Origin of the sequence: Pseudoalteromonas sp. JB197, assembly GCF_002332205.1 — a bacterium.
In the GTDB taxonomy this organism is placed as follows: domain Bacteria; phylum Pseudomonadota; class Gammaproteobacteria; order Enterobacterales; family Alteromonadaceae; genus Pseudoalteromonas; species Pseudoalteromonas nigrifaciens.
Window position 1 is genome coordinate 84530 of the sequence record NZ_NRGZ01000003.1, and the last position, 22742, is coordinate 107271.

Consider the following 22742-nt stretch of genomic DNA (forward strand, 5'->3'; position numbering starts at 1 on the left):
GCTGAATTCAATATCAACAACCCGTAAATTCAGTAATTCACTAATTCACTAATTCACTAATTCTGAGCCCGCACCCATAGCAAATACAAAGCATAACTTTTTTTGTACAGATACCGTATTTAAAAACAGGCGATGAACCTCATCTCGTGTTAGTAATATTGGTATTTTGTGTGCCTTTTTAGGCAGTACGATATCAACGCTGAATGCGCGCTTACGGCGCAAACAAGAACCTATAACCAACTGAATTTAATATATAAAAAATAAATCGTATTAACTATAGAGAATTATCAGCTTTAAATAATTGATACGAAGCCCTACTCCCTACGTTACTGGCTTAACCAGTAACGCTTAATTATTGTGTTACAAACGTAAAAAATATAACCATATTAATTAAGTAAAGAAATTAAACACATCAAATTTTTGATAAATGTCCGCTTTATATAATTGATATAAGCCTCTATTCCGACATAGAAACACCTTTGATTTACATCGATTTGATTGCTTATTTTCAAAACTTTTGACATCCTCCCCCACCTCGCTTCGCGCCCGACAAGTCGGGAAAGGAGGGGGATTCCTGTTTCATAGCGTATCGCTTTAAATTCAAAAGAATCTAAAGTCTTATTTACGCTCCACAGGCTAACACTGTCTGCCCGACAGCTTTAATATTCAGTGCCGCATTTATGTCGCGGTCTAGCTCGCTAGAGCATTGAGGACACGACCATTTGCGGATATGTAACGGCAAGGGATCGACAACGTAACCGCAGCAATTACAGCGTTTAGAGCTTGGATACCACTTATCAATCTTAACTACAGTTCGACCGTACCACTCAGCTTTGTAGGTAAGTTGGCGCACGAACTCGCCCCAGTTGGCATCGCTAATTGCTTTAGCAAGTTTTCGATTCTTGACCATGTTTTTTACGCTCAGACTTTCACAGCTAATCACTTGATTATCGTTTATCAATTGGGAAGTCAGTTTGTGGGTGAAGTCGTGACGACAATCAGCAATCTTTGCTTGAACGCGAGCGACTTTCTTTCTGGCTTTGTGGAAGTTAGAAGAACCTTTCTTCTTCTTCGATAGCACACGTTGAGTCTTAGCTAGTTTACTAGCGTAACGCTTGGTGTGACGGGGATTTCCAGACTTGAAACCGTTGGAGGCAATAACAAGGTCAGTCAAACCTAAATCAATACCGACTGTATTTTTACTAATCGATAGTGGTTTTGGCTCGAAGCGACACAGACAAGATACAAAGTAGCGACCCGCACTGTCTTTGCTAATTGTAATGGTGGTTGGTTCGCTAGGCAGCTCTCGCGACCAACGAACATTTATAGGTTGCTTAGATTTAGCCATGAACAACTGACCATCAGTATATCTGAATGCTGCTTTGGTTAGTTGTGCGCTTTGTTTCGAGCGCTTCTTTTTGAAAGTTGGGTATTTAGCTCGACCCTCAAAGAAGTTCTTAAAAGCAGTTTGTTGGTTTCTGATTGCTTGCTGCAAAGGAACGCTAGAAACATCATTAAGCCAAGGGAACTCAGGGTTTTTCTTGAGTTCAGTTAGATAGCTTGATGCTTTGCTGTAGTTAATCTTGATTTGCTCATTGTAGTAAGCATCAGTACGCCAACGAAGAATAGAGTTGTAAACAAAACGCGTACAGCCAAACGTCTGTTCAAGTAAGGTTACTTGCTCAGGTGTTGGGTAGAACCGTTGTTTAACCGCTATCTCTTTCATGCCTTACAAGATACACAGTGTTTTTGTAAGATTCAAGCTCTATTGTTAGCGCGTTGCGCTAAAACCTTACATCCCCGACCTAAAGGACGGAGTTTTTCGGCTCAAATGATAAAAATGCCTTACAGGGCTATATTGCCCTGCAAGGCATAAATTAAAAACGTAAGCTTTGCCAGTAGTAGCCCTTAGGGCTCTTTTGCCCTATGAGGCAAATTTCTTTGATTCTGAAGTATTATAAGATAATTAGTGTGCTTCATCCTGATAAGCTCAGAAAATAAAACCAAATCCGTTGGCTAAACACTTTAGATCGTTGAATAAGTCGTTAATACGAGACTAAGGAGTGTGCTCCCAAGTCATTAATTGATTTTGCACCAGTCAACGTCATGGCGACTTTCATTTCATTGGTATACAAATCAAGTAAATGCTCAACCCCTTTCTGACCGTTTGTAGCTAAGGCGTATATATAAGAGCGCCCAAGCATCGCTGCATCTGCACCTAAAGCCAGCATTCTTACTACATCGAGTCCATTTCGAATCCCTGAATCTACTAGAATTTTGATATCTCCTTTCACTGCATCAGCTATTTTAGGTAATGCTTTTACAGAGGAAAGTACACCATCAAGTTGTCGACCACCATGATTTGAAACTACAATGCCATCAGCTCCGAATCGTACGGCATCTTTTGCATCTTCTTCGTCTAAAATGCCTTTGATGATCATTGGACCATCCCAAAAATCTCTGATCCACTCTAGGTCTTTCCAACTAATTGAGGGATCAAAGTTGCTTCCAAGCCAGCCAATATAATCAACTAATGAGGTTTTCTCATTACGATATGCAGAAATATTGCCAAGATCATGCGGCTTTCCCAGTAGACCAACATCCAACGCCCAACGAGGGTGTGTCATCGCTTGTAAAATTCTTCTTGAAGCTGCGAATGGGCCGCTCATTCCAGAATGCATATCTCTGTATCGTGCCCCTGGAACCGGCATATCAACCGTAAACACCAGCGTTTTTACGCCTGCCGCCTTCGCTCTTTCAAGCGCATTTTTCATGAAACCGCGGTCTTTTAAAACATATAACTGAAACCACATAGCGCGATCAATATTAGGCGTAACCTCTTCAATTGGGCACACTGATACGGTAGACATCGTAAAAGGAATTCCTTTATTTTCTGCGGCCTTAGCAGCTTGCACTTCTCCTCGTCTAGCATACATACCTGTTAAGCCCACTGGCGCTAAAATTAAAGGCAAACTTAATTTTTCGCCAAATAGCTCAGTACTCAAATCTAACTCTGACATGTCTTTTAAAATACGTTGCCTTAAAGCAATATCCGACAAGTCTTGTACATTTCTATTTAAAGTATGTTCTTTGTAAGACCCCCCATCAATATAGTGAAATAGAAATGGCGGTAATTTAGCTTTAGCGGCTTTGCGATAATCTGTAGAGGCTGAAATAATCATTTTATATCCAAAAAAACTGTAATTATTATAAATTGATTACAATTTACGTCAGTTATTATTAGCTGTATACCAGCAATAATAAAAAACACTATTTCTTATATCGAGCTAATAATAAAACAATACTGTTACCGCAGCTCCTACTGTGCGTTATTGTCTCTTTTATACCTTTAACGCGCGCAACCAATAGTTTTTCCTAGGTTATTCAGTCGATTTATATTAATTAATGTGAACTTTGGTAGATATCCTTGCCCTGAATATAAGAAAGCTGAGTAAAGATATGTAAATTAAATAGCGATAAAAACTGGAAGGTTTATTTTCAATAATTAAGTACAATTCTTTGAGGTCATTATGTCAGTTCAAGCTACTATTGCGATAAACCGCTTTGGTTTGGGAGCAAAACCCTCAGAGCTCACTGCTGCTAATAAAGATCCTAAGCAATAGCTTATTAGTCAATTGCATCTTAAACCTGCTATTCACTTTGACTCAAATGTAGCTCACTCAAGTGAAATCATGCAAAAGTTGGCTGAATTACGTGAGCAAAAGAAATCGGATAAAAATAATCTCAAAAGTGATAATCCCTCTGAGACACCGCAAACCAAAGCACCAAAAGTAAGTTATCACCGACAAACTCACCTACAACTGAGTATTGATACGCTTGAACATGCTATTAGCTCAGAGCATAGTTTGAATTGGCGATTATTAGACTTTTTCTCTAATCATTTTAGTGTTAGTAGCGCAGGTCCTGTGATGACCGCATTAGCGTCAATGCTAGAGCGTGAAGCCATTGCTCCCAACTTATTGGGACAATTTGATGACTTGCTTATTAGTGTTATACAACACCCTGCCATGTTAATTTATTTAAACAACGAGAAATCATTTGGACCTAACTCAAAGGTTGCTAAAAAGAGTGGCCGAGGTTTAAATGAAAACTTAACGCGTGAAATTTTAGAACTCCATACATTGGGAGTAAATAGTGGCTACAGCCAAAAAGATGTAATTGAATTAGCTAAAGGAATTACAGGTTGGAGCGTAGCTAACTCACTTAAAGATAAAGCGCAGGGCTTTAAATATCGTCGCTCAGGACATGAACCAGGAATTCGTACTCTATTAGATAAAACGTATTCACAAAAAGATATTGAGCAAGGCGAAAGCATGCTTCGCGATTTAGCCATGTACCCAGCAACAGCTCACCATATTAGCTATAAGTTAGCTCATCATTTTATCAGTGATGATCCTCCTGCAAGTCTAGTAAATAAAATGGCTGCTCGTTGGCAGGCCACAAATGGTAATATCAAAGAAGTCATGACCACATTGATCAACGCTGATGAAGCATGGCACGCAGAGAAGCTAAAATTTAAAACCCCTCGTGAATTTATAATTTCATCGCTTAGAGCGCTGGATTTAAAAACCAATAATCGACAGCTATATTCATCGCTTGTAACACTGGGTCAGCAACCATTTAAAGCAGGGTCTCCGGCAGGTTACAGTGATAAGCAAGATGATTGGGATGGCGCTAGTGCTTTAATTTCAAGGGTTAACTGGGCATCAACAGTTGCAGCTAGAGCCAAAAATGCACAGGTTGAAGCCATCATAAAAAATAGTTTTTCTGAGTCTATAAGTCAATTGAGCTATGAAACCATATCTAGAGCGGAAAGTCGCAAGCAAGCCCTTACATTGTTTTTAATGAGCCCAGAGTTTTTAAGGAGATAATGATGGAACGTCGAGACTTTATTAAAGCGTTAAGCGCAAGTTTAGTGGTTTTTCAAACTCCTTTATTAGCTATGGATTTAAAAACAAGTAAGCCAATTAAAACACAGCCGTCAAAACTTGTATGGGTCATGTTACGAGGGGCTATGGACTCTCTAAATACTGTCGTACCGGCATTTGCCCCTCACTTACTCAAGCAACGACCAAAGCTCGCAAGTAGTATCAAGGATCAACTACTCCCGCTTGATAATGGTTATGGTTTTCACCCTGCACTAGTGAACCTACATCAATGGTATAAATGTAAGCAGCTAACACCCATAGTTGCAGTTTCATCAGGTTATAAAGAACGATCTCATTTTGATGGTCAAGATTATTTAGAAAGTGGTTTACCTAAAATTGATCATGATTCAGGCTGGCTAGCAAGGGCTATAACTCAAAGAAATGTCAATGCGATTGCTCTTGCACGTTCAACCCCCCTTAGCTTACGCAACACCCCACAAGCGAATACATGGTACCCGAGTAGATTGAAAGATGCTGATAGTGATGTGTATCAATTATTACTGAGTATGTATGCAGATGACAAATTACTGCTTGCAGACTTCAGTAGTTTGTTTTACCTGGACAAAACGTGATGATGTAAGGCACTGCGTGTGCACTGGCAAGGTGGAATTAGGCTGGTCTTTTGCCAGTAAAGCACGTTGTTTATAATAAGTCGTAATAGCGACATTATGGTGTTGGCAGAATTCAATATTAGTACCACTAAACGTACTGCGTTGCAGCAAAAGCTGCTGCCACTGTGCGCTTGTTCTGTAAGTTTTCATCACCTGCTCCGAATTTATCATTGAGCAGGTATTTTTAGATAATCAGAACATCGATGCTAGGTGTGGTTCGCTAGACGCTTACGATAAATTGGAGCATTCCCTATTTATCTGGGATTGTGATGCATATTTCCACAAAAATAACTTATACATAGATCATATGGTTCCCAACTCATTGAAATAGGTTTCATGGAAAAATTATAAAGCCATTACGACAGAAGAAGAGACATTGCTAGAGTTGGAACGGTTTGCAGAGAAATGGGACAATCAAAATACGTTATTTAATTACCCTGAGGCGATACGAAAAGCCATTTAAACAACGAATGCCATTGAATCACTCAAAAGCGTTATTCGCCGAGCGATTAAAAACCGTAAGCTATTTCCAAATGACGACTCTGCAAGAAAAATGATTTATTCAGGAATAAAAGAGGCATCAAAAAAATGGACGGATACCAATACGAGACTGGCGGTTTTATCATTGAATTTGAGGAAAACCTCAGTAAACATATTTAAAATCTAAAAACGGGCAGTTACACAGAATCCGTTACAGACTCATAACTTTCCAATAAAAAATACCACTTGCTCTAAGGTAAGTGGCATTAAAATCACTCTACACTTTTTAAATAGTATCGATTTATGCTAACTAGTCGCTCTCACATTCTCTCCACTCATCAAATAAGCTTGATTGGTTAGCTGTGCGCCATGTTTCATATACAAAAGTGATCTCAGGAATTTCTTTAATTCTGAATGAAAAATGAAATCCTTCTGATGCCTCTTTGTTTCCAACACACGTTACCGCAGGTAATACAGTTTTAAACTCAACTGACTCACCTTTGCCAATAACTTGCCCTTGCATTAAGTTTTCAAAGCGAGGTGTTAAGCTTTCTAAATCACCATTGATATGACTAACATGTAGATTTTCGATGGTGTAATCTGCATCTGTTGCAGTTAATGACCACCTTACATAACCTTCTTCAAGGAAAGGCTTAGAGCTTGCATAAAAGTCATTAGCAAATGGAGGGATATTTTCATATGGTAATGGCTGCCATAAGCTTTCATTATTGTCATTTAAACTGCGTAAACGAACACCTTTAGCCTCAGCTATTGGGTCAACTTTTACTACAAAATCGTACTGTGGAGCATCATCAATTAAGTCTGTTGCAGAGTATCTGAATGTGTACGTTCCTGGTTTAGTAAATACTTGACCTCGGGTGTTAGAGCAATCGGCCTCACTTGGGCTACTGGTAAACTCGCCGCCTTCAGGTGTACTGATCAGCTCTTCATGCGTGAATACTTCATCACCATCGGCATCAATTGTCACCGGGCGATGCAATAACGACATACATGTTAGAATTTGATAATAGTCTTCACCCGGCCTTAAACGCCCCCAGTTACGTGCCCATACTACTGAGCGTATCTCTGGTGTTGTGTTGGTTAATTTAGCTAAACCATCATCTTGCGCATATGTTTTGGCAAATAAGCCACGGTCATCTTCTACAATCAAACGTGCAGTGTAAGAACCTGGCACATCGGTGATCACTTTTGCACGGCGATACTCTTGGCTCTCTGGCTCGATCACGGCTTCAATTGTGGCGTTACTGCCATCGGGTTTATCTGTTAGCTCCCAGTGAAAGGTAATTGGGTCATCATTAGGATCGCTACTTGAAGCATCAAATACTAACGCATCACCAACCAATACTGATTTTGATTGTGCATTAACGCCACTTGTTGAAGGTTGGCCGTTAACGTTACCTACTTTTGCTTCCATCGTGGCATCAAGTGACATTTGATTTTCACCGTCAGAAATCACCATTCGAACTAAATAAGTACCTGCTATATCTAACTTTTGGATTTTTTTACCCATCGGTTTCCAAGAGCCTATATCAACAAGCTCAGCTAAACTACCTTCAGGTTTTTCAACAAGTGTCGCGTCGATAATTTGCAGCGCTTCACCTTCTGGATCATAACCAGTAAAGTTAAACTCGGCGCGAAGACCAACTTCTTGTTCACCAATACTGTAAGACGGATAATAACCAGTTGCTGATAACTCACCAATAGGTGCCGCATTGGTTGTCGCTTCAGGGTTTTTATTGACTGTGACGATTATTTCTTTTTCTTCACTTTTTCGCGTGCCATCAAATACAAATAGCATGACTTTATAATTTGCTACAGCTTGTGGAGTAAAACGCACTTTGGCGGTTGTTGCACCGTCAAGTTTTGGCAAGGGTACATTATCAGGCTCCGTTGGGCTATAACCCCATTGCCAGCGATATTGCAGTTGCTCACCTTCTGGATCAATACTCGATGAGGCATCAAGTACGGCTTCTTCACCTAAAATAATAGTAATATCATCTGCTTTAGCAACTGGTGGTGCATTACCCTCTGCCACACTAACCGTAACATTAACGGGTTCACTGGCAATGCCATTATAAGTCACTATAAATTGCAGTTTGTAATCACCGGCTAAATCAACAAATAAAGTACTTTGACTTTGATCTGCATTGTTTAAATATCCCGTACTATCTATTGGCTTTTCAATAAGCTCCCATTGGTATTCTAATGAGCCGGTTTCACCAGTCGGTGTTACGCTTTGACTACCATCAAGACCAATGCTATCAGTGCCCAAGTTTACACTATAAATTGACTCAGTAATTGCAATTGGATACGGGCTGGTTGCAGTGAGCGTAAAACGAACAGCTTCGCTGTTTTTGGTGCCATCGTTTACGATTAAGCTCACTACATATACACCGGGGAAATCAGCTGTAAATTCAGTTATTGCACTGTCTGCACTGGTAATATCTGAGTTACTTGCAGCTGGTCGCTCAATAAGCTGCCACGTGTAAGTTAAGCTAGTACCTTCGGTATGGGTACTTGTATCAGCATTGAGTGTTACTTGTACCGCGCCAGCTTCTAATGAAAATATTTGTTCCGTGGGCGATTGTAACTCAATGACAGCAATTGGCTTTTGCTGCGGGACTTGTACTTCGGTGTCGGCTTTTTTATCACTACTGCCGCCACAGGCCGACATAGTGAGCGAAAGCCCGATGATAGCGATTACGCCAAATATTTTTTTCATGCTTTTATTCTCCTGTCTGATAGGTGTTATCAGTTAAAATTGTAAGGTTAAGCTCAGTCGTGCTGTTCTTCCTGGTGCAGGTACTAAACCCAAGCTCAAGGCATCGAGGTAATAACGATCGGTGACATTGTCTACGGTGAAATCGAGTGTCGTATCATCGTTAAATTTATAACTGGCATAGATATCCAGCAGGTTATAACTGTGCCAAAGGACGGGTTCATTAAACCCTGTTGGAGCGTTGTAACGAGGGATTGAGTTACGTTGCCCCATGAAAGTGCCTCTTAGTCCCGCTTCTAACCGCTGTTCAAATAAACGCACACCAAGGTGAGCACTTGCATGCCAATTTGGCGGGATCATGTTGTTTATATAACTCTCAGGTAGGCCCCAATCATTACAGTAGTAACGTACGTAACTCCCTACATTGCACACTTCAATATGGGTGTAATGCGTACCGCTTAATTCTACAAGCCAGTATTTTGTGTCGTAGCTAAAATTAAGTTCCCAGCCATTTAGATCAAGACTGTCGATATTTCGCATTCGGAAGAAGTCAAAGCCACCTTGCTTTTGCTCCCATGCATTTGGCTGGGTGCGGGTTAAGTAGTCCTCAACGTGGTTTTGGAAATACGCGAGCTTGAAACCCACTTTATAATCATTGGCCAGTAATGAGTCGTTTAAATAATTTAGGCCAACTTCTTGATTAGTTGCATGTTCAGGTTCTAAAGGGATATCTAATACAGGGCTTACAGACCAGCCTGAGGTGCTTTCAAATAAACTCGGCATGCGCAATGCTTCGCTATGGCGAAGGTAAAACTGTAATCCTTTAAATGCTTGCCATTTTATAGCGACTAACGGCGCAGTACCTGAATGACTATTTTCATATTGCACTTCTAAGCAACCACCTGCATCGTCAGATATGCAGGCGGGATCATTCGTGTTTATAGCAAGAGGATTGTTGTCTTTAGAAGAAAAATGAGTAAAACGTAAACCTGCTTCTAGTGACCATGCTGATGCAAATTGCCAATCTATTGCACTAAAAGCGCTGAACTCTTTACGCCACCCGCTGCGCGAACCCACATAAAAACCTTCGGTTTCAGGGGTGTTAGTGTCCATGTTTTCATACTGTCCAGCAAAGCCATAACTTAGTTCTAATTCGCCTGCTGAGTAAAACATCATGCTATTACTTATATCAGTTCCAAAGCGTTGATAGTCATCACTGCGAGCGACATTATCAACAATATCTACTGAGCCAACACCTGGGGTATTTAACTGAGTAAGTGCATCGGTATGCCAAATATTGGCTTTAAAATCAGCCCAGTCATATTTAATTGGCTGCCAACGGTATCGCAATGTGTAAGTTTGATTGGTTACTTCGCTATCAAGCCATTGTCTTGCCTGACCAAAAGAACGTATTTGTGAAGGCATCATTTCGCCATACGCGCTGTTATAACGTATATAGCTCATTTCTAGACTTTGATCATCGGGCAGCAGTACATTACTTTTTAACAGCCAAGATTCACTCGAAAAGTTAGTATTGGGGATACGCTCATTAGCACGAAAACGTGACGCGCCTTGCATTGATACTTGCGTTTCAGTGTACCAAGCAAGTTTGTCTGGCTCGCCGTAAATGACCTCTGGTGCAGGGCCATTACTGCCTGCATAGTAGTTACCTTGCTCTCTTTTTGCATAGGCGCCAATAAGGTCGCCCCATTCAAAATGTTTAGCTGCTGCAAAACTACCGGCATAACTCCTAAATTCAAATAAGCTTGGTCTATCCATGCCTTCATCAGGTGCAAAGCGCTCTGGCATTAAATATTGATCACTACAGTAGCTCGAAAACCGACATTCGGAGCGGTACGCATTACGTGCTAAATAATAACCCGCATAAGTCCCAGGATCGGGTGCATTTGAGCTATTTCCAATGGCGCTAACACGCAATCGATAGCCCGTTAACTCGCCTTCTTTTACAATATCATCGGCGTTTAATGTGCTTACACTCACTAAGCCACCAGTCGCGCCGGTGCCATCAGCACTCATTACCGGGCCTTTACTAATTTTAAGTGATCCAATTAAGTCAGGGTCAATGTAGCTACGACTTGACACCCCAGAGTAACCGCGATAAACCGTGGTTTCTTGGCGGCTGCCGTCGATCACCACAGGTACTCTACCTTGTCCTTGCATACCTCTAATATTTATATCGAGACCACCAGAGTTGCGGTTTTCACTGATCAATACACCCGGCGTGCCCTGAAAAATATCGCCAACACTGGTTCCTCTAAAACGTTGAATATCTTGCTGAGTGATCAAGTTTACTGAGGCAGCTTCGGTGTAGGTTTGATCTTTTAGATCAACGTTACGGCTTTGCACATTAATAGTATTTAGGGTTATTAAATCTTGTTGATTTTTTTCTTGTACTAACCATGCACGACTACTAATTGGTAAGGCCTGTAAGTCAGTATTTTGTAATAGCGTCAACAATGCTGATTCAGTGCTGTATTGACCTAACATTGCAGTAACTGAAAAACCACGTACAGTCCGCTCTTCAAATGACAGCGTTACACCGGCTTGGCGCGAAAATAATCTAAGTACATCCCCTAGTTCGCCCCCGGGTAGATCAAAATTGATCATTTTTATTTGTGATGTCGCTGTTGCTTGTTCAGCTAAACTTGCAGTGGGTGTGATAACCAACAAACAAGTTACAACGGATAATAAGTGTAGTGCAGCGCGGGGCATGAATGATTTCCTATTTCTTTAATGCATACTTATATGACGCATGAAAATAGAAACCCCGTAAGGTTAAATGATAATTATTTTATATTTTTATATAACTCTATTGAACTGGGTAACTAATTGAATAATTAAGGCCGTATTTCAGCCCACCAACGAGTCATGTAATGCACTTTGGCGCGAGCAGTGCGAGCAAGAGTTGTTAAAATGAGGTTAGTATCATTTAATTGAAACACCCCAGATACTAAATAATCATCTAAATTTGGCGCACATTTTACAAACCCACGGTGATAACGTGATAACTCCGCTAAAAAGTGCTTTATGGGCATGTTCCGCACAGAAAGAAGCCCTTCGGTCCAACTACTGTAATCAAATATATGATTATCTAACTGCTGCACTGAATTTGAGGTTATTTTATAAAGCGCTCCTGCATTCATTACTTGGTTAGTGAGGAAAGTATTTGGCTGCTGTACAACAATACTGCCCTGCATAACTTTAACTAGTGCATGGTCATCTTCATGACGCACAAAAAACTGTTTACTATCACTTATTAGCACTCCATGATTAAGTTTTATTTGGATCGGCTGTGTGCTAACTGAGCCGGTGTATTGCATTTCTCCACGCGTTAAATGAATGTGTTTATTGTAGTTGTTAAAATTAAGCTCAACGGTACTACCACTATTAAGCCAAAGCTGACTGTTATCGGCTAACGTAAAAAGTTCACGTTGATTAGTGGTTGCATAATCTGCGTTAAGGTATTGCCAAGCGCCTTGTTTATCAGCTAACCAACTAACACTTGCTAAACTAAGTGTGGTACCTGCTATTTTCTTTAATGCTTGGCGGCGGCTCATGCTCTGTATGTCACGATCTGTTTTTTGTAACGTTGAATGAACGATGCTGGCGCTTTTTTTTGTCGCGCCTGAAAATGTTGATTCTAATAACTCAATCCGCTGCCATGCCAGTTCGTGCATAGGATCAGCTAAGCGCCAACGTTGGTACTCATCAAGATCTTTAGATTGTGCGTTGCCTGACTCGAAACAAATACACCAAGCAATCGCTTGTTGCACAATTTGATCAGGTAACGGCGTGTGTTTTGCTTTTTGCACAACAGTGGTATCCATCTATTACTTTTAATCCGAATAAGTGAGGGTATAACACTCAAACATGGCTTTCGCGATGTACTTTTCAATAGATGATAAGCTTACATCGAGTTGTTTTGCCACTTCTTTATAGCTGAGCCCATCTAGTCTAACCATTAAGAATGCTGTTTTTTCAATTGGCCTTAAACCACTTAATAACCGGTCTATTTGTTCTAATAGCCTCAATAACTGAAATTGCTCTTCCGGTGAGAAATAGGCTGTTTCTGGCATGCTTTCTAAAAAATCTACATAGTTCTTTTCTAAAATCTTGCGCCGTATGTCATCGGTTACTAAGTTACCAGCAACTTTTGTAAGCCATGCTCTTGGGCTACGTATTTCGCTGTATAAAGAAGTTTTATTTAATAAACGTATAAACGTATCTTGAGCAAGATCTTGTGCACTATCAGTGTCAGTGCTATAGGTACGACGCGCAATCCAGCGAACAAGCCACTCATGGTGTTCCTGATAAAGCGTATTAAACCCTGCTGAATTAGCGGTATTTCTGGTCAAAATTTTGGTCTTCCTGTAGCATATCAGCCAACACTATAAATGATTTTCATTCTCATTCAACAGTTAGTTATAATGTTCAGTAAAGTTTAATTAAAATAATTTTGTTATTAATTGATGAAAACCGATTCTCGTTCGGCATCTAGTTATATAACTAATAAAGTAACCCATCAGATGCATACTTTAATATTGCTTGTTGCTAATACACAGCTGAGTTTGTGGGCCATATTAAAAAAGATAAGGAATCAAAATGTTTACAAAAGCTATATTGTTATTATCCCTGCTAAGTATTGGAATTGTACAATTGTCTATGACAATACACGCCGCTGAGGTACCTCTGTCAATAGTAACAAGTGAGATAGTAGCTACTTCATCAGTCGTCGAACAACCATCTATTACACCATCTAGTGATGAGGCCATTAACGTAACTAATGTAGAGCATAAACTTGGTGAAGCCACTTTTGAAACACATGACCTATCTCCTTGGGGAATGTACAAAGCCGCTGATATTGTAGTGAAAAGTGTAATTATAGGGCTGCTTATTGCATCATTAATATCATGGGCTATCTGTATATTTAAATCTATACAGCTAAATATTGCCAAACGGCACAGTAAAAAATTACTTACACATTTACTCCAAAGCACAAGCTTTTCAGAGGCGAGCCATGATTTAACACAACAAAAAAGCGAAGCGCTAATATTTTTAACGGCAACTCAACATGAGTTACATCTTAGTGCTGCAGGGCCGACTACAGACGAAGCATTAAAAGAGCGCTTAGTAGCTCGTTTAGAACGCGTACAAGCATCCATATCTGCAAATGTGAATCTAGGCACTGGTGTACTGGCAACTATTGGGTCTGTAGCACCATTTGTTGGTTTGTTTGGTACTGTTTGGGGCATTATGAACAGCTTTATTGGCATTGCTAAAACACAAACAACGAACCTTGCCGTAGTCGCACCAGGTATTGCCGAAGCACTACTTGCAACCGCTTTGGGTTTAGTTGCAGCAATTCCAGCTGTTGTTATGTATAACCATTTTTCTCGTTCGATTGGCAGTTATAAAGCTATGTTGACTGACATTCTTACTGCCACCATGATACTAATTAGTCGTGATCTTGATAGAAAAAACCCTCAAGCAAAGCCTTTAGCTATCTTACTTAATGATGATAAAAGCCCTGTTAACATCGTATCTAAAGAGTCTTAAATAATGACATTTACTACTAAAAATACCGATAACGATAGTTTAGATGAACAGCATGAAATTAACGTTACCCCTTTTATTGATGTGATGTTGGTATTACTGATTATTTTTATGGTCGCAGCCCCCCTTGCTACAGTGAGCGTGCCCGTTAAACTTCCTGCAGTTGCAGCCCCAGCGCATCCAGAGAATGACGATCCTACCTATCTAACGTTACAAGAAGACTTAACCTTAATATTTGGTGAGGGCGATGTCATTCAACAACAAAATTTGGCTCAAGAACTAAAGCAGTATGGAATTGAAATTGAGCAACGTATTTTATTGCGTGCTGATAGCAAAGTTGAATATGGGCAGTTTATGGTATTAATGAATCAATTAACCAAAGCAGGCTACTCAAAAGTGGCGCTAGTGGGCTTAAAACACGAAACGGACGTTGCCCAGTGAGTATGTTTATAGGCACCACTGAGAAAGCTTCTCGCTTAGTATCATGGCAAGTAATTATCGCTATTTTAGGGGCTGTTATTTTACACTTTGCTATTGCAGGTTATTTTTTATTACCAAAAGAACATAATAACAATGTGCCTATCCAAGCATCCCCACAGGTCTTTGAGGTAAGCATTGTTGCTGCACCAAAGTCTGAACAATTAGCGCTACCTGTTGGGCCAAAGCAACAAGAATCAACGCCAATGAAACAGCAGCGCAGTGAACCTGAGGCTACAAAAATAGAGCCTTTAGTAAAGCCAATTATAGAAAGTAAGTCTGACTTTACCATTAAAGACAAACTAATTAAGCCTGCGCCAAGTAAACCATTAAAAAGAACCACTGAGAAAAAAATAGACGTTGTGCCGAAGTCACAACCTAATAGCACAACGGCAACGGGGGCGAGTGAACAATACGTAGATCAAACGAGTGCACCTGCTGCGTTACCAGTAAAAGAAGCCAAAGTGGCATCTGGCCCTGTAAAAGGTGCTTTGAGTGAACATGAAAGTTCGGCTAAACAACTTTGGCAAAGTGCGTTACAGCTACATTTAGAAAGGAAAAAACGTTACCCACGAATGGCTAAATTACGGGGTCAACAAGGTATTCCGTGGGTAAGCTTTACCATGGACAGAGAGGGGAATGTACTGGATGTCACCCTATTTAAGCCCAGTGGAATAGCTACATTAGATCAAGAGGTCATCGAATTAGTTAGACGTGCAGAGCCTTTGCCTGCACCTCCTAACACAGTAACAGGGGACCCAATTAGCATGGCCGTTCCTGTTGCGTTTTTTATTCATTAACAGTGATATCGCTGTGTTTATATAACCATTACTAATTACATGATAAATAGTTAATACTAAAGGATAGACCATGATTGAAGAGTTACACGTTAACGAAGAAGCTAAAATACTCACTCTGGCCCAAAGGCTAAAGCTCGACACCACAACCACACATGACAGCTTAGATAAGATGATTATGACAAAACGACCTTTTACAGACTTAGGCCGTTACGCTTTATTTTTAGCGGTACAGTATCGTTTTCATTTAGCCATAGCGCCTCTCTATTGTGATCCTAAGCTGCTATGTTTATTTACGGATTTACCTGAACGAGCGCGTCTTAGTTATCTTAAAAAAGATTATTTAGATTTAAATGCCGATATTAATGATATGAAAGCCGAGAATAATTTGCCAAACATTGACTACCCAGCTTCTCTTGGTTGGCTTTATGTATCTGAAGGATCTAACTTAGGTGCCGAGTATTTATTAAAAGCAGCAAAACGTATTGGCCTATCAGAAGAGTTTGGTGCCACTCATTTGGCTCCAGCAGCGATTGGTCGCGGACAGTCATGGAAAGTATTTACAACCGCTTTAAATGCTATTGAGCTCACGTATGAACAGCAAAGCCTTGTCATTGATGGTGCCCGGGATGCTTTTAGCCTAGTACGTAGTACCGTTGATAGTGTATTTGAATAACGAGTAGTGTAACTATTTGTATGAGCTGGCAAAAACGAAATGGTAAATTATGAAATTCATAAATAAAACTAGCCCGCAAATAATTGCTGGTAACTTAAAAAAAATAACATACTTGGTAAGTGGATTTTTATTAACCGGAGTAGGCATAATAGGTTTATTTTTACCTATTATGCCTACAACTGTTTTTTTGATTGGTGCAGTTTTTTGTTTTAGCCGCTCATCAAAGCGTTTTGAGTACCTGCTACTTAATCATCCTCGTTTTGGGAAAACTCTCACCAATTGGCAAACGCATGGCACTATTTCTAAACCAGTAAAGATAATCGCAAGTCTCGGCATGTCCGTTGGCTATATTTTGTTTTATTTAGGGGGGCAACCCTCTTTATTGCTGGCTAGTGTTGTGGCACTATTTTTAATGATATGTGCATATTATGTAATTTCACGCCCTTTACCGTAATATAAAATATAATTTTTTTGGGAAGCATCAATGCCTATTAATGGCGCTGTTCCATTTCTGTTTTGATAATAAAAATTTTCAAGATTAATCAATAATTAAAAAGTTCGTTAAAAACGTCCTCAAACTGTTCGCCATTATTCAATCTTTCTAGGCCACTATACATGCTCTTTGGGTCCATCGGCTCGACAGCGATTAGCGATGCTTGGTAATACTTTACGTCGGTGTTGGGGAAGTCACTAAGGTAAAACACCGACTTAATCTTAGTTACGTCATCATTTGTCACATCAATGTTTTCTAATAAAAAAGGCTTTCGGTAATCTGCCTTGATTCCTGTACCTTCAATGAACCAAGCTGGTAGCTGAGTTAGTTCGACAAACAGATTTGTTCTGTGCCTTACTTCGGCATGAACAAGCTCATGGGCTATTACGTCAGTATTTAGTCCCTTTGGACCCAGAAATATACACTCTCCAAAGAACCCAGAACTTTGCATACCTGTGGGGTTAAATCCGAATTTGGCATATTTAGTTTCGGCTGTTGCAATGATTCTAGGACTGGAGGTAGGAACGCCATAGATATCTGAAACTCTTTGTATTGCATCTTGTAAAGCATGTGATAGCTCAATTTGCTGTAGGTTGTCGATGCTTTGATCAACATAAAAGTTTGGCGACACTTCATTAAAGTGGTAGATCCCTATCAGTTCGCAAGCAATAGCGTCTTTTTTAAAGTACCCAAATGAAGCTATGAAAAACGTAATAAAAAAAACGGTAAATATCTTAAGTATCTTCATTAAAATTCCAACTATTTATAGTGCCAGAACTATCCAGCTATCGTCTTGTTGTGACTGATCCATTTGCCTAAACCAAGCAACGTAATTATCGAGGTAATCAGTTCCAACGCCATTAAACTGTCTAAGCCATTGTTTCCAGCGCATCATCCAATTGTTCAGTGTTTGTATGTGATAAATTCCATCTATAACTCTCTGATTATCCACAGCTATAAGCCGTTTATGATCAAGTTCAAAAGGCAGGTTTTTAACGATAGTTTGATAAGATAAGTTGCCGTCAGTACACAAGACACTCTCTGGCGTTAATACTGGAGCTAGCGACCTCTCCAACTCTTCTCTGGTGTTCCTTTGCAAGACAAAATGAGTGACAGGGACTTTGCGTATATCATTGCTTTTAACTCCACGCTTACGTGCTGGCCTATCCAGTTGACGCTTCCCCTTAAACGACTCATTGATAAAAGTCTCATCAGCTTCAATAATGCCGTGAAGCTCTGAAGGCTTGCTTTGTCTTGGCTTGGATAATAACTGATGCCGCCATCGCCAAGCGGTTTTAACGTTAATGCCCAACTCACTTGCAGCCTCTCTGATCTTTGCTGTAAACCACATACCTTCAGAATACTGATGCCACTTATCTTGCTTTTTCATACCAGATAGTGGTGTACCAGTGAGCGAATTGAATGTTCGAGAGCAAACTTTACACATGTATCTTTGTTGGCCTCGCGCAGTAGTGCCGTATTTAGTGAACTCGTGACTTCCACAATGAGCACACTCAGCAACACCTTCCTCATGGACAGCAATAGCTTTGCCAGCATGATTCGAAGAAATCATATCCTCAATATGCTGTCGGAGCCTTTTCAACTGAACAAAAGTTAGCTCTTCTAAAGTAGATTGAAGATTGGCAAACTGAATATTATTCATAAGTGCTCCTATACATAATCTGATTTAATCAGTATAGCAGACCAACACAGAAATGGATCAGCGCCCTATTAATTGAGTGACTGGAGGTACAACAGTAATTACTACAATAACAACTAATAATCATTAAATCAAAACCTAACTTCTGCATTAATATAAACACGACCTATGATAGTTGGATAGATAATTTTATGACCAGATACAATATTAACACTCAACTTAGACCAAGGTTTTAATGTAGATTTTTAGGCTTTTCCTTAATATATATCCAACGTTTAAAATAGTAAGTAATTTCTATCGGCAAAATTTCACTAAGATGATGTAGGGTTTTATCTATATTCGTTATTGAAAAAATACCTGTTACTTTATATTTAGCAAGCTCTGGCGCCACATTGATAACACCACGGTGGTATCTAGCGAGTTCGATTATAAAATCAGTTAATTTACTGTTGGTTGCTTGTATTTTATGCTCCAGCCATAATGCTCGACTAGTCGATAATTGCTGGATCGGCATAGTCCCCTTAGTATTAAAAGCAGCTTGCTGCATCGCTTTTAATTGCACAAACTGTATGCTTCTCATTGGCCGTAACTCCACAACTCCCTCATACACGCTCACTATGGTTTCTTGCTCACGTTGATTTACTATAAAATAAGTTCCAATTGGTACCACTTTGCCATCACGCGTCGTTACATAAAAAGGTTTTATGTCCTGTGCACTAGAAATCATAATTTCACCTTTCAACAAATACAACCTACGTTCTGATTGTTCAAAGTCAACATAGACACTTGTATCTGTATTCATTGACATTACTGTTCCATCGCTTAGAGTAACTGTTTTTATTTCACCTACGGCAGTAACATATTCACGCCTGCCAGGGTGCCCTGCCAAGCCAGAAAAAATTAAACTCAGATTCCCTAAAGTAAAAAGTCCTAATAAAAGTAGATGTCGACGCGACAATCCTTTTTCCTGACTTATTAATACTTTCCGACTAAGCTCAGATTGCGGGACTTTATGAAATTTTTCTTGTAATAACTCCAGTTGTTGCCATGCTAAAGCATGCTCAGGTTTTTCTTCATACCAAGTCTGAAAAGCAATTTCATCTTGTTGATTAACATCGTCAGCCCATAATCTTGCCATCCATATCGCAGCCTGTTGAATAGTATTTGAAGAAATTTTTTCCATAGTCAAGACTGCATCTCAATATTAACTATTAAACAACTTTGCAAAGCTTTAGCAATGTACTTTTCTACCGATGATACTGACACCTTTAATTTTGCTGCAATTTGTTTATAGCTCATATTTTCGAGTTGACGCATAAGTAATGCTTGGCGTACTTTTTCCGGAAGTTGCCGTAGAAGCATATCAATCTCATTTAATGCCTCAACCATAATAAGATGAGACTCTGGAGATTCAGACGAAGTAAGTGGATCATTCGCTATTAGTTCTAAGTAAGCCGCTTCAATATTGCGTCTTCGGTACAAATCGATGACTAACCCTTTTGCGATATGAGTTAAATAGCGACGGGAATCTTTTATATCTGGTAATGATGCTTTTGTTAGAATACGCAAATAAGTATCTTGTACTAAATCAGCAGTTACTTCTAAGCATCCTAATCGACGTTGAATATAAATGGACAGCCAATTATTGTGTTTTCTATACATATCATCAACGCACGCGATATTAGCAGGATTGATCACCATCACTTAGTATTACTCCAAACAACCTAATGGTAATGATAATACATTTCATTCGCAATTAGTTCAAGAGTTGTACCTATTCATAATTGTAGACGGACAAAATAGTTGGAAACTGGGACTTTGTCATATTAATAAATTCTACAAAGTCCACAACACATTTATCCTTTAACTCTCCATCCCCAATTCTATTCGCAGAAAGGTGTTGAGTTGTTGTTGGCGCAATAGAAGCCGTAGTAACAGCATCTTCTTCTTTACATCCATAGGGAAGGCTGGCGATTAGGATGTTCTTTCTAACAAGCGAAAGTTTTTAGTTAGTTTCTTTTGCAAGATAAACACAATAATTGGAAACCCTGATGCGGCTATTGCACATATCATAAGCAATCTGTCCAGGTTCTGTAGCGTCATGTCGTCGTTGGGTATCAGCAGAGGAGAAAGAAAGAATGCAATGGTTGTTACCAGATACATAATTGAAGTTTGCAATGAAACGAACCCAGCTCGTTGCTTATCATCAGGGAACTGAATCGCAATAGTCGAAGATGAGACCAAGCGACTGTACGATGCACCGAGAAATAAGATGATGAACAGTGTCGCATTCTGATAGTTCATGGCGAGGATTAACAAACTCAGCATAAAAACTGCGGTTGAACCTATAGCCAAAAGCGGAGTGGAATAATGTGAGATTAATGAGCCAGTTATCTTTGTAGATAGGTAACCTGCGATACCTCCCGTGAAGAACAACCAGGGCAACAAGTTTTGCGGCACGCCTAACTGCTGCGTCATTAATGGCACTAAAATGGGAATAATCAGCATCGGACTGAACTGTACCAGTGCATTACTTGAGGCAAATAGTAAAGTGTCAGCATCGAGAGACAGTCTGTTCTTAGTCTCTGAGTGGACAGAATCTTTGGGAATGATAAATACGATCAATGGCAACGCCAACAGACAAAATGCACAAATTAACCCCAAGGCGACATGCCAGCCATAATGTGTGCACAAGAACAATATCATGGGCATTCCTACAATGCTTACCACCGAAAATGATGCAATCACCGTTGCCAGCATTTTGCCACGCAAGTTGATCGGAGTGCAGTTAATCAATAAGCTGATACTTGCCCCCATCGTCGTCCCTCCAACCAACCCTGCGCAGAATCGTAGTATCAGAAGGACACCAAAATTGGTAGTGAGCGTAATCAGAAGTGTCAGCGTGCCTAGTAACGCCATATTTATGATTAAAAAACGCTTTTTATTAAACCGGTCTAACCAATAAAAAGCAAAAACTCCGGAAAGGACTGCACCGAATGTATAAACACCGGATACATAGCCTGAGAATGATACAGGAACTGAGAAATCCCCTGCCATAAAAGTAAAAATAGGGTTGAACACCATGTACTCTAGTGCATTCGTAAACTGGATGAATGATGTTACAACCGCTATTTGAATTAGGGCTCTATATTTAAATTTATGTTTAGCTAGTGGCATCATCGGCGACCTATAGATTAAAGATGCATACAGCTTAACCGCTATCAATATTGAGCACTAGTAGGTACAATTAGCACTCTCTATTATCAATACTGGGATAATATATGCATACTGCTCTAGATTTCAGAACCTTAAAAATTTTCATTGCGGTGGTGGAAAAGGAAAGTTTTGTCGGAGCATCTAAAGCCCTTAAAATGCCCACATCAAACGTAAGTCGCTGTATTTCTCAGTTAGAAAAAAAACTGAATCTTCAGCTTATTGAGCGCAGTACCCGACACATGAAATTGACTCAGTTAGGCCAACTACTCTATGCGCGATCAAAGCCATTACTGGAGTTGTTGGAACAAACAGAAGTCGAGTTAACGTCACGGCAAGTTCAAATTAAAGGTCCATTACGTATCTGTATTCCAAACGAAATTGGACCTGCAACACTGGGGACTATTATTGCCAATTTTGCCAATCAGTACCCAGATATAGAGCTTAGCTGTATCACGAATTTGTCGGGCCTCGAATCACTACGAGAAGATTTAGATCTAGCCATTATCATTACCCGTGGACAGATGGATGACAGTGATTATATAGCCCGTAACCTAGCCACTATCCCCTGTACCATCGTTGCTGCCCCCTCGGTTATTAAACGTTGGGGCACACCCACTCATATTGACCAATTTAAAAAATTACCCTGTATTACGACGGTAAGTGCACTAAAAGGTGTCCCTTGGCAATTCGTCAATATAAAGGGGGGATTCGAGACAATCACGGTGAATGGAAACTATCGTGTCAACAGCGGTGAGATGGCCTTGCATGCTGCAATTTCTGGTGTTGGCTTTGCTATTTTATCTAGAGAAGCCTGCCAGTCCAGTATTACTGACGGACGTTTAATAGAGGTTGAGTTTGAGCAACCAGCGGCTCCATTACATTTATGCGCGCTTTATTCAAATCGTCGTTATTTGCCCACAAATACAAGAGTTTTTGTCGATTTTATACAACAGGAATTAGGCAACTGACCACTTAATCTAGCAAAAACAAGTTATGCACTTACAATTTGAATCTAGGCTTGAATTAAAAGTAATGAAACCTTAAAGTAGCGCTTAATTAATTTTTCTGC

Annotated in this window: 19 protein-coding genes and 1 pseudogene; 9 read left to right on the forward strand and 11 right to left on the reverse strand. The window is 39.9% G+C overall.

All coding sequences use genetic code 11. The annotated features are described in order from the left end of the window. Positions 1 to 622: 622 nt before the first annotated feature. Entirely contained in the window at positions 623 to 1726 is a 1104-nt protein-coding gene (locus tag CIK86_RS18835; protein ID WP_096317104.1) for an RNA-guided endonuclease TnpB family protein, read from the reverse strand. 319 nt (positions 1727 to 2045) lie between these two features. Then, positions 2046 to 3182, reverse strand: a complete 1137-nt coding sequence (gene lldD / locus CIK86_RS18840; RefSeq protein WP_086994769.1) for an FMN-dependent L-lactate dehydrogenase LldD — start codon at positions 3180 to 3182, stop codon at positions 2046 to 2048. A gap of 453 nt (positions 3183 to 3635) precedes the next feature. On the opposite strand from lldD, the gene CIK86_RS18845 reads away from it, so the two are divergent. The 3 genes and pseudogenes from CIK86_RS18845 to CIK86_RS18860 all read left to right on the forward strand — a co-directional run. Then, a complete protein-coding gene (locus tag CIK86_RS18845) occupies positions 3636 to 4892 on the forward strand; it encodes a DUF1800 domain-containing protein (protein ID WP_254910720.1) in 1257 nt (418 codons plus the stop codon). Beyond that, the gene (locus tag CIK86_RS18850; protein ID WP_176359667.1) at positions 4892 to 5521 is read left to right on the forward strand and encodes a hypothetical protein; all 630 of its coding nucleotides are present in this window, start codon (positions 4892 to 4894) and stop codon (positions 5519 to 5521) included. The genes CIK86_RS18845 and CIK86_RS18850 overlap by 1 nt, the downstream gene beginning before the upstream one ends. A gap of 337 nt (positions 5522 to 5858) precedes the next feature. After that, a pseudogene (locus CIK86_RS18860) lies at positions 5859 to 6220 on the forward strand (transposase); the annotation flags it as partial. Between the two features lie 130 nt (positions 6221 to 6350). Here CIK86_RS18860 and CIK86_RS18865 read toward each other — a convergent pair. From CIK86_RS18865 to CIK86_RS18880, 4 genes are all read right to left on the reverse strand, one after another. Further along, a complete protein-coding gene (locus CIK86_RS18865; RefSeq protein ID WP_086995592.1) occupies positions 6351 to 8783 on the reverse strand; it encodes a PKD domain-containing protein in 2433 nt (810 codons plus the stop codon). Between the two features lie 33 nt (positions 8784 to 8816). Continuing rightward, complete coding sequence (locus CIK86_RS18870) at positions 8817 to 11513, reverse strand: TonB-dependent receptor (protein WP_086995596.1); 2697 nt, start codon at positions 11511 to 11513, stop codon at positions 8817 to 8819. A gap of 125 nt (positions 11514 to 11638) precedes the next feature. Continuing rightward, the gene (locus CIK86_RS18875) at positions 11639 to 12628 is read right to left on the reverse strand and encodes a DUF4880 domain-containing protein (RefSeq protein ID WP_086995599.1); all 990 of its coding nucleotides are present in this window, start codon (positions 12626 to 12628) and stop codon (positions 11639 to 11641) included. Between the two features lie 9 nt (positions 12629 to 12637). Beyond that, positions 12638 to 13156 carry a sigma-70 family RNA polymerase sigma factor gene (locus CIK86_RS18880; protein WP_086995602.1) on the reverse strand — a complete coding sequence of 173 codons (519 nt, stop codon included), beginning with the start codon at positions 13154 to 13156 and terminating at the stop codon, positions 12638 to 12640. A 247-nt stretch (positions 13157 to 13403) separates the two neighbouring features. On the opposite strand from CIK86_RS18880, the gene exbB reads away from it, so the two are divergent. From exbB to CIK86_RS18905, 5 genes are all read left to right on the forward strand, one after another. Beyond that, complete coding sequence (exbB, locus tag CIK86_RS18885; protein WP_086995605.1) at positions 13404 to 14357, forward strand: tonB-system energizer ExbB; 954 nt, start codon at positions 13404 to 13406, stop codon at positions 14355 to 14357. A gap of 3 nt (positions 14358 to 14360) precedes the next feature. Continuing rightward, entirely contained in the window at positions 14361 to 14795 is a 435-nt protein-coding gene (locus CIK86_RS18890) for a biopolymer transporter ExbD (RefSeq protein ID WP_086995608.1), read from the forward strand. 2 nt (positions 14796 to 14797) lie between these two features. Then, entirely contained in the window at positions 14798 to 15631 is an 834-nt protein-coding gene (locus tag CIK86_RS18895; protein ID WP_086995610.1) for an energy transducer TonB, read from the forward strand. Between the two features lie 70 nt (positions 15632 to 15701). After that, positions 15702 to 16304, forward strand: a complete 603-nt coding sequence (locus CIK86_RS18900) for a biliverdin-producing heme oxygenase (protein WP_086995613.1) — start codon at positions 15702 to 15704, stop codon at positions 16302 to 16304. Positions 16305 to 16353: 49 nt separating this feature from the next. Further along, positions 16354 to 16758 (forward strand): YbaN family protein, encoded by a 405-nt coding sequence (locus CIK86_RS18905; RefSeq protein WP_086995616.1) that lies wholly within the window; start codon positions 16354 to 16356, stop codon positions 16756 to 16758. An 88-nt stretch (positions 16759 to 16846) separates the two neighbouring features. Here the strand turns inward: CIK86_RS18905 and CIK86_RS18910 are convergent, their stop codons facing one another. From CIK86_RS18910 to CIK86_RS18930, 5 genes are all read right to left on the reverse strand, one after another. After that, on the reverse strand, positions 16847 to 17545 hold the full coding sequence (locus tag CIK86_RS18910; protein WP_086995619.1) for a hypothetical protein: 699 nt from the start codon (positions 17543 to 17545) through the stop codon (positions 16847 to 16849). A gap of 15 nt (positions 17546 to 17560) precedes the next feature. Beyond that, positions 17561 to 18460 (reverse strand): IS1595 family transposase, encoded by a 900-nt coding sequence (locus CIK86_RS18915; protein ID WP_086995622.1) that lies wholly within the window; start codon positions 18458 to 18460, stop codon positions 17561 to 17563. Positions 18461 to 18689: 229 nt separating this feature from the next. Further along, a complete protein-coding gene (locus CIK86_RS18920) occupies positions 18690 to 19640 on the reverse strand; it encodes a FecR domain-containing protein (RefSeq protein WP_086995625.1) in 951 nt (316 codons plus the stop codon). Positions 19641 to 19642: 2 nt separating this feature from the next. Next, the gene (locus tag CIK86_RS18925; protein WP_217896479.1) at positions 19643 to 20158 is read right to left on the reverse strand and encodes a sigma-70 family RNA polymerase sigma factor; all 516 of its coding nucleotides are present in this window, start codon (positions 20156 to 20158) and stop codon (positions 19643 to 19645) included. A 273-nt stretch (positions 20159 to 20431) separates the two neighbouring features. Further along, entirely contained in the window at positions 20432 to 21637 is a 1206-nt protein-coding gene (locus CIK86_RS18930) for an MFS transporter (protein WP_086995631.1), read from the reverse strand. A 101-nt stretch (positions 21638 to 21738) separates the two neighbouring features. On the opposite strand from CIK86_RS18930, the gene CIK86_RS18935 reads away from it, so the two are divergent. Further along, positions 21739 to 22641 (forward strand): LysR family transcriptional regulator, encoded by a 903-nt coding sequence (locus CIK86_RS18935; protein ID WP_086995634.1) that lies wholly within the window; start codon positions 21739 to 21741, stop codon positions 22639 to 22641. The last annotated feature ends 101 nt before the right edge of the window (positions 22642 to 22742 follow it).

Excerpts from the sequence above, each read along its gene's own strand:
- CIK86_RS18935 (WP_086995634.1), top strand. The coding sequence starts at position 21,739 with ATGCATACTGCTCTAGATTTCAGAACCTTAAAAATTTTCATTGCGGTG.
- CIK86_RS18900 (WP_086995613.1), top strand. The coding sequence starts at position 15,702 with ATGATTGAAGAGTTACACGTTAACGAAGAAGCTAAAATACTCACTCTG.
- CIK86_RS18915 (WP_086995622.1), bottom strand. The coding sequence starts at position 18,460 with ATGAATAATATTCAGTTTGCCAATCTTCAATCTACTTTAGAAGAGCTA.
- CIK86_RS18920 (WP_086995625.1), bottom strand. The coding sequence starts at position 19,640 with ATGGAAAAAATTTCTTCAAATACTATTCAACAGGCTGCGATATGGATG.
- CIK86_RS18895 (WP_086995610.1), top strand. The coding sequence starts at position 14,798 with ATGTTTATAGGCACCACTGAGAAAGCTTCTCGCTTAGTATCATGGCAA.
- CIK86_RS18850 (WP_176359667.1), top strand. The coding sequence starts at position 4,892 with ATGATGGAACGTCGAGACTTTATTAAAGCGTTAAGCGCAAGTTTAGTG.
- lldD (WP_086994769.1), bottom strand. The coding sequence starts at position 3,182 with ATGATTATTTCAGCCTCTACAGATTATCGCAAAGCCGCTAAAGCTAAA.
- CIK86_RS18905 (WP_086995616.1), top strand. The coding sequence starts at position 16,354 with ATGAAATTCATAAATAAAACTAGCCCGCAAATAATTGCTGGTAACTTA.
- CIK86_RS18875 (WP_086995599.1), bottom strand. The coding sequence starts at position 12,628 with ATGGATACCACTGTTGTGCAAAAAGCAAAACACACGCCGTTACCTGAT.
- CIK86_RS18890 (WP_086995608.1), top strand. The coding sequence starts at position 14,361 with ATGACATTTACTACTAAAAATACCGATAACGATAGTTTAGATGAACAG.
- exbB (WP_086995605.1), top strand. The coding sequence starts at position 13,404 with ATGTTTACAAAAGCTATATTGTTATTATCCCTGCTAAGTATTGGAATT.
- CIK86_RS18835 (WP_096317104.1), bottom strand. The coding sequence starts at position 1,726 with ATGAAAGAGATAGCGGTTAAACAACGGTTCTACCCAACACCTGAGCAA.
- CIK86_RS18865 (WP_086995592.1), bottom strand. The coding sequence starts at position 8,783 with ATGAAAAAAATATTTGGCGTAATCGCTATCATCGGGCTTTCGCTCACT.
- CIK86_RS18870 (WP_086995596.1), bottom strand. The coding sequence starts at position 11,513 with ATGCCCCGCGCTGCACTACACTTATTATCCGTTGTAACTTGTTTGTTG.
- CIK86_RS18930 (WP_086995631.1), bottom strand. The coding sequence starts at position 21,637 with ATGATGCCACTAGCTAAACATAAATTTAAATATAGAGCCCTAATTCAA.
- CIK86_RS18910 (WP_086995619.1), bottom strand. The coding sequence starts at position 17,545 with ATGAAGATACTTAAGATATTTACCGTTTTTTTTATTACGTTTTTCATA.
- CIK86_RS18925 (WP_217896479.1), bottom strand. The coding sequence starts at position 20,158 with ATGGTGATCAATCCTGCTAATATCGCGTGCGTTGATGATATGTATAGA.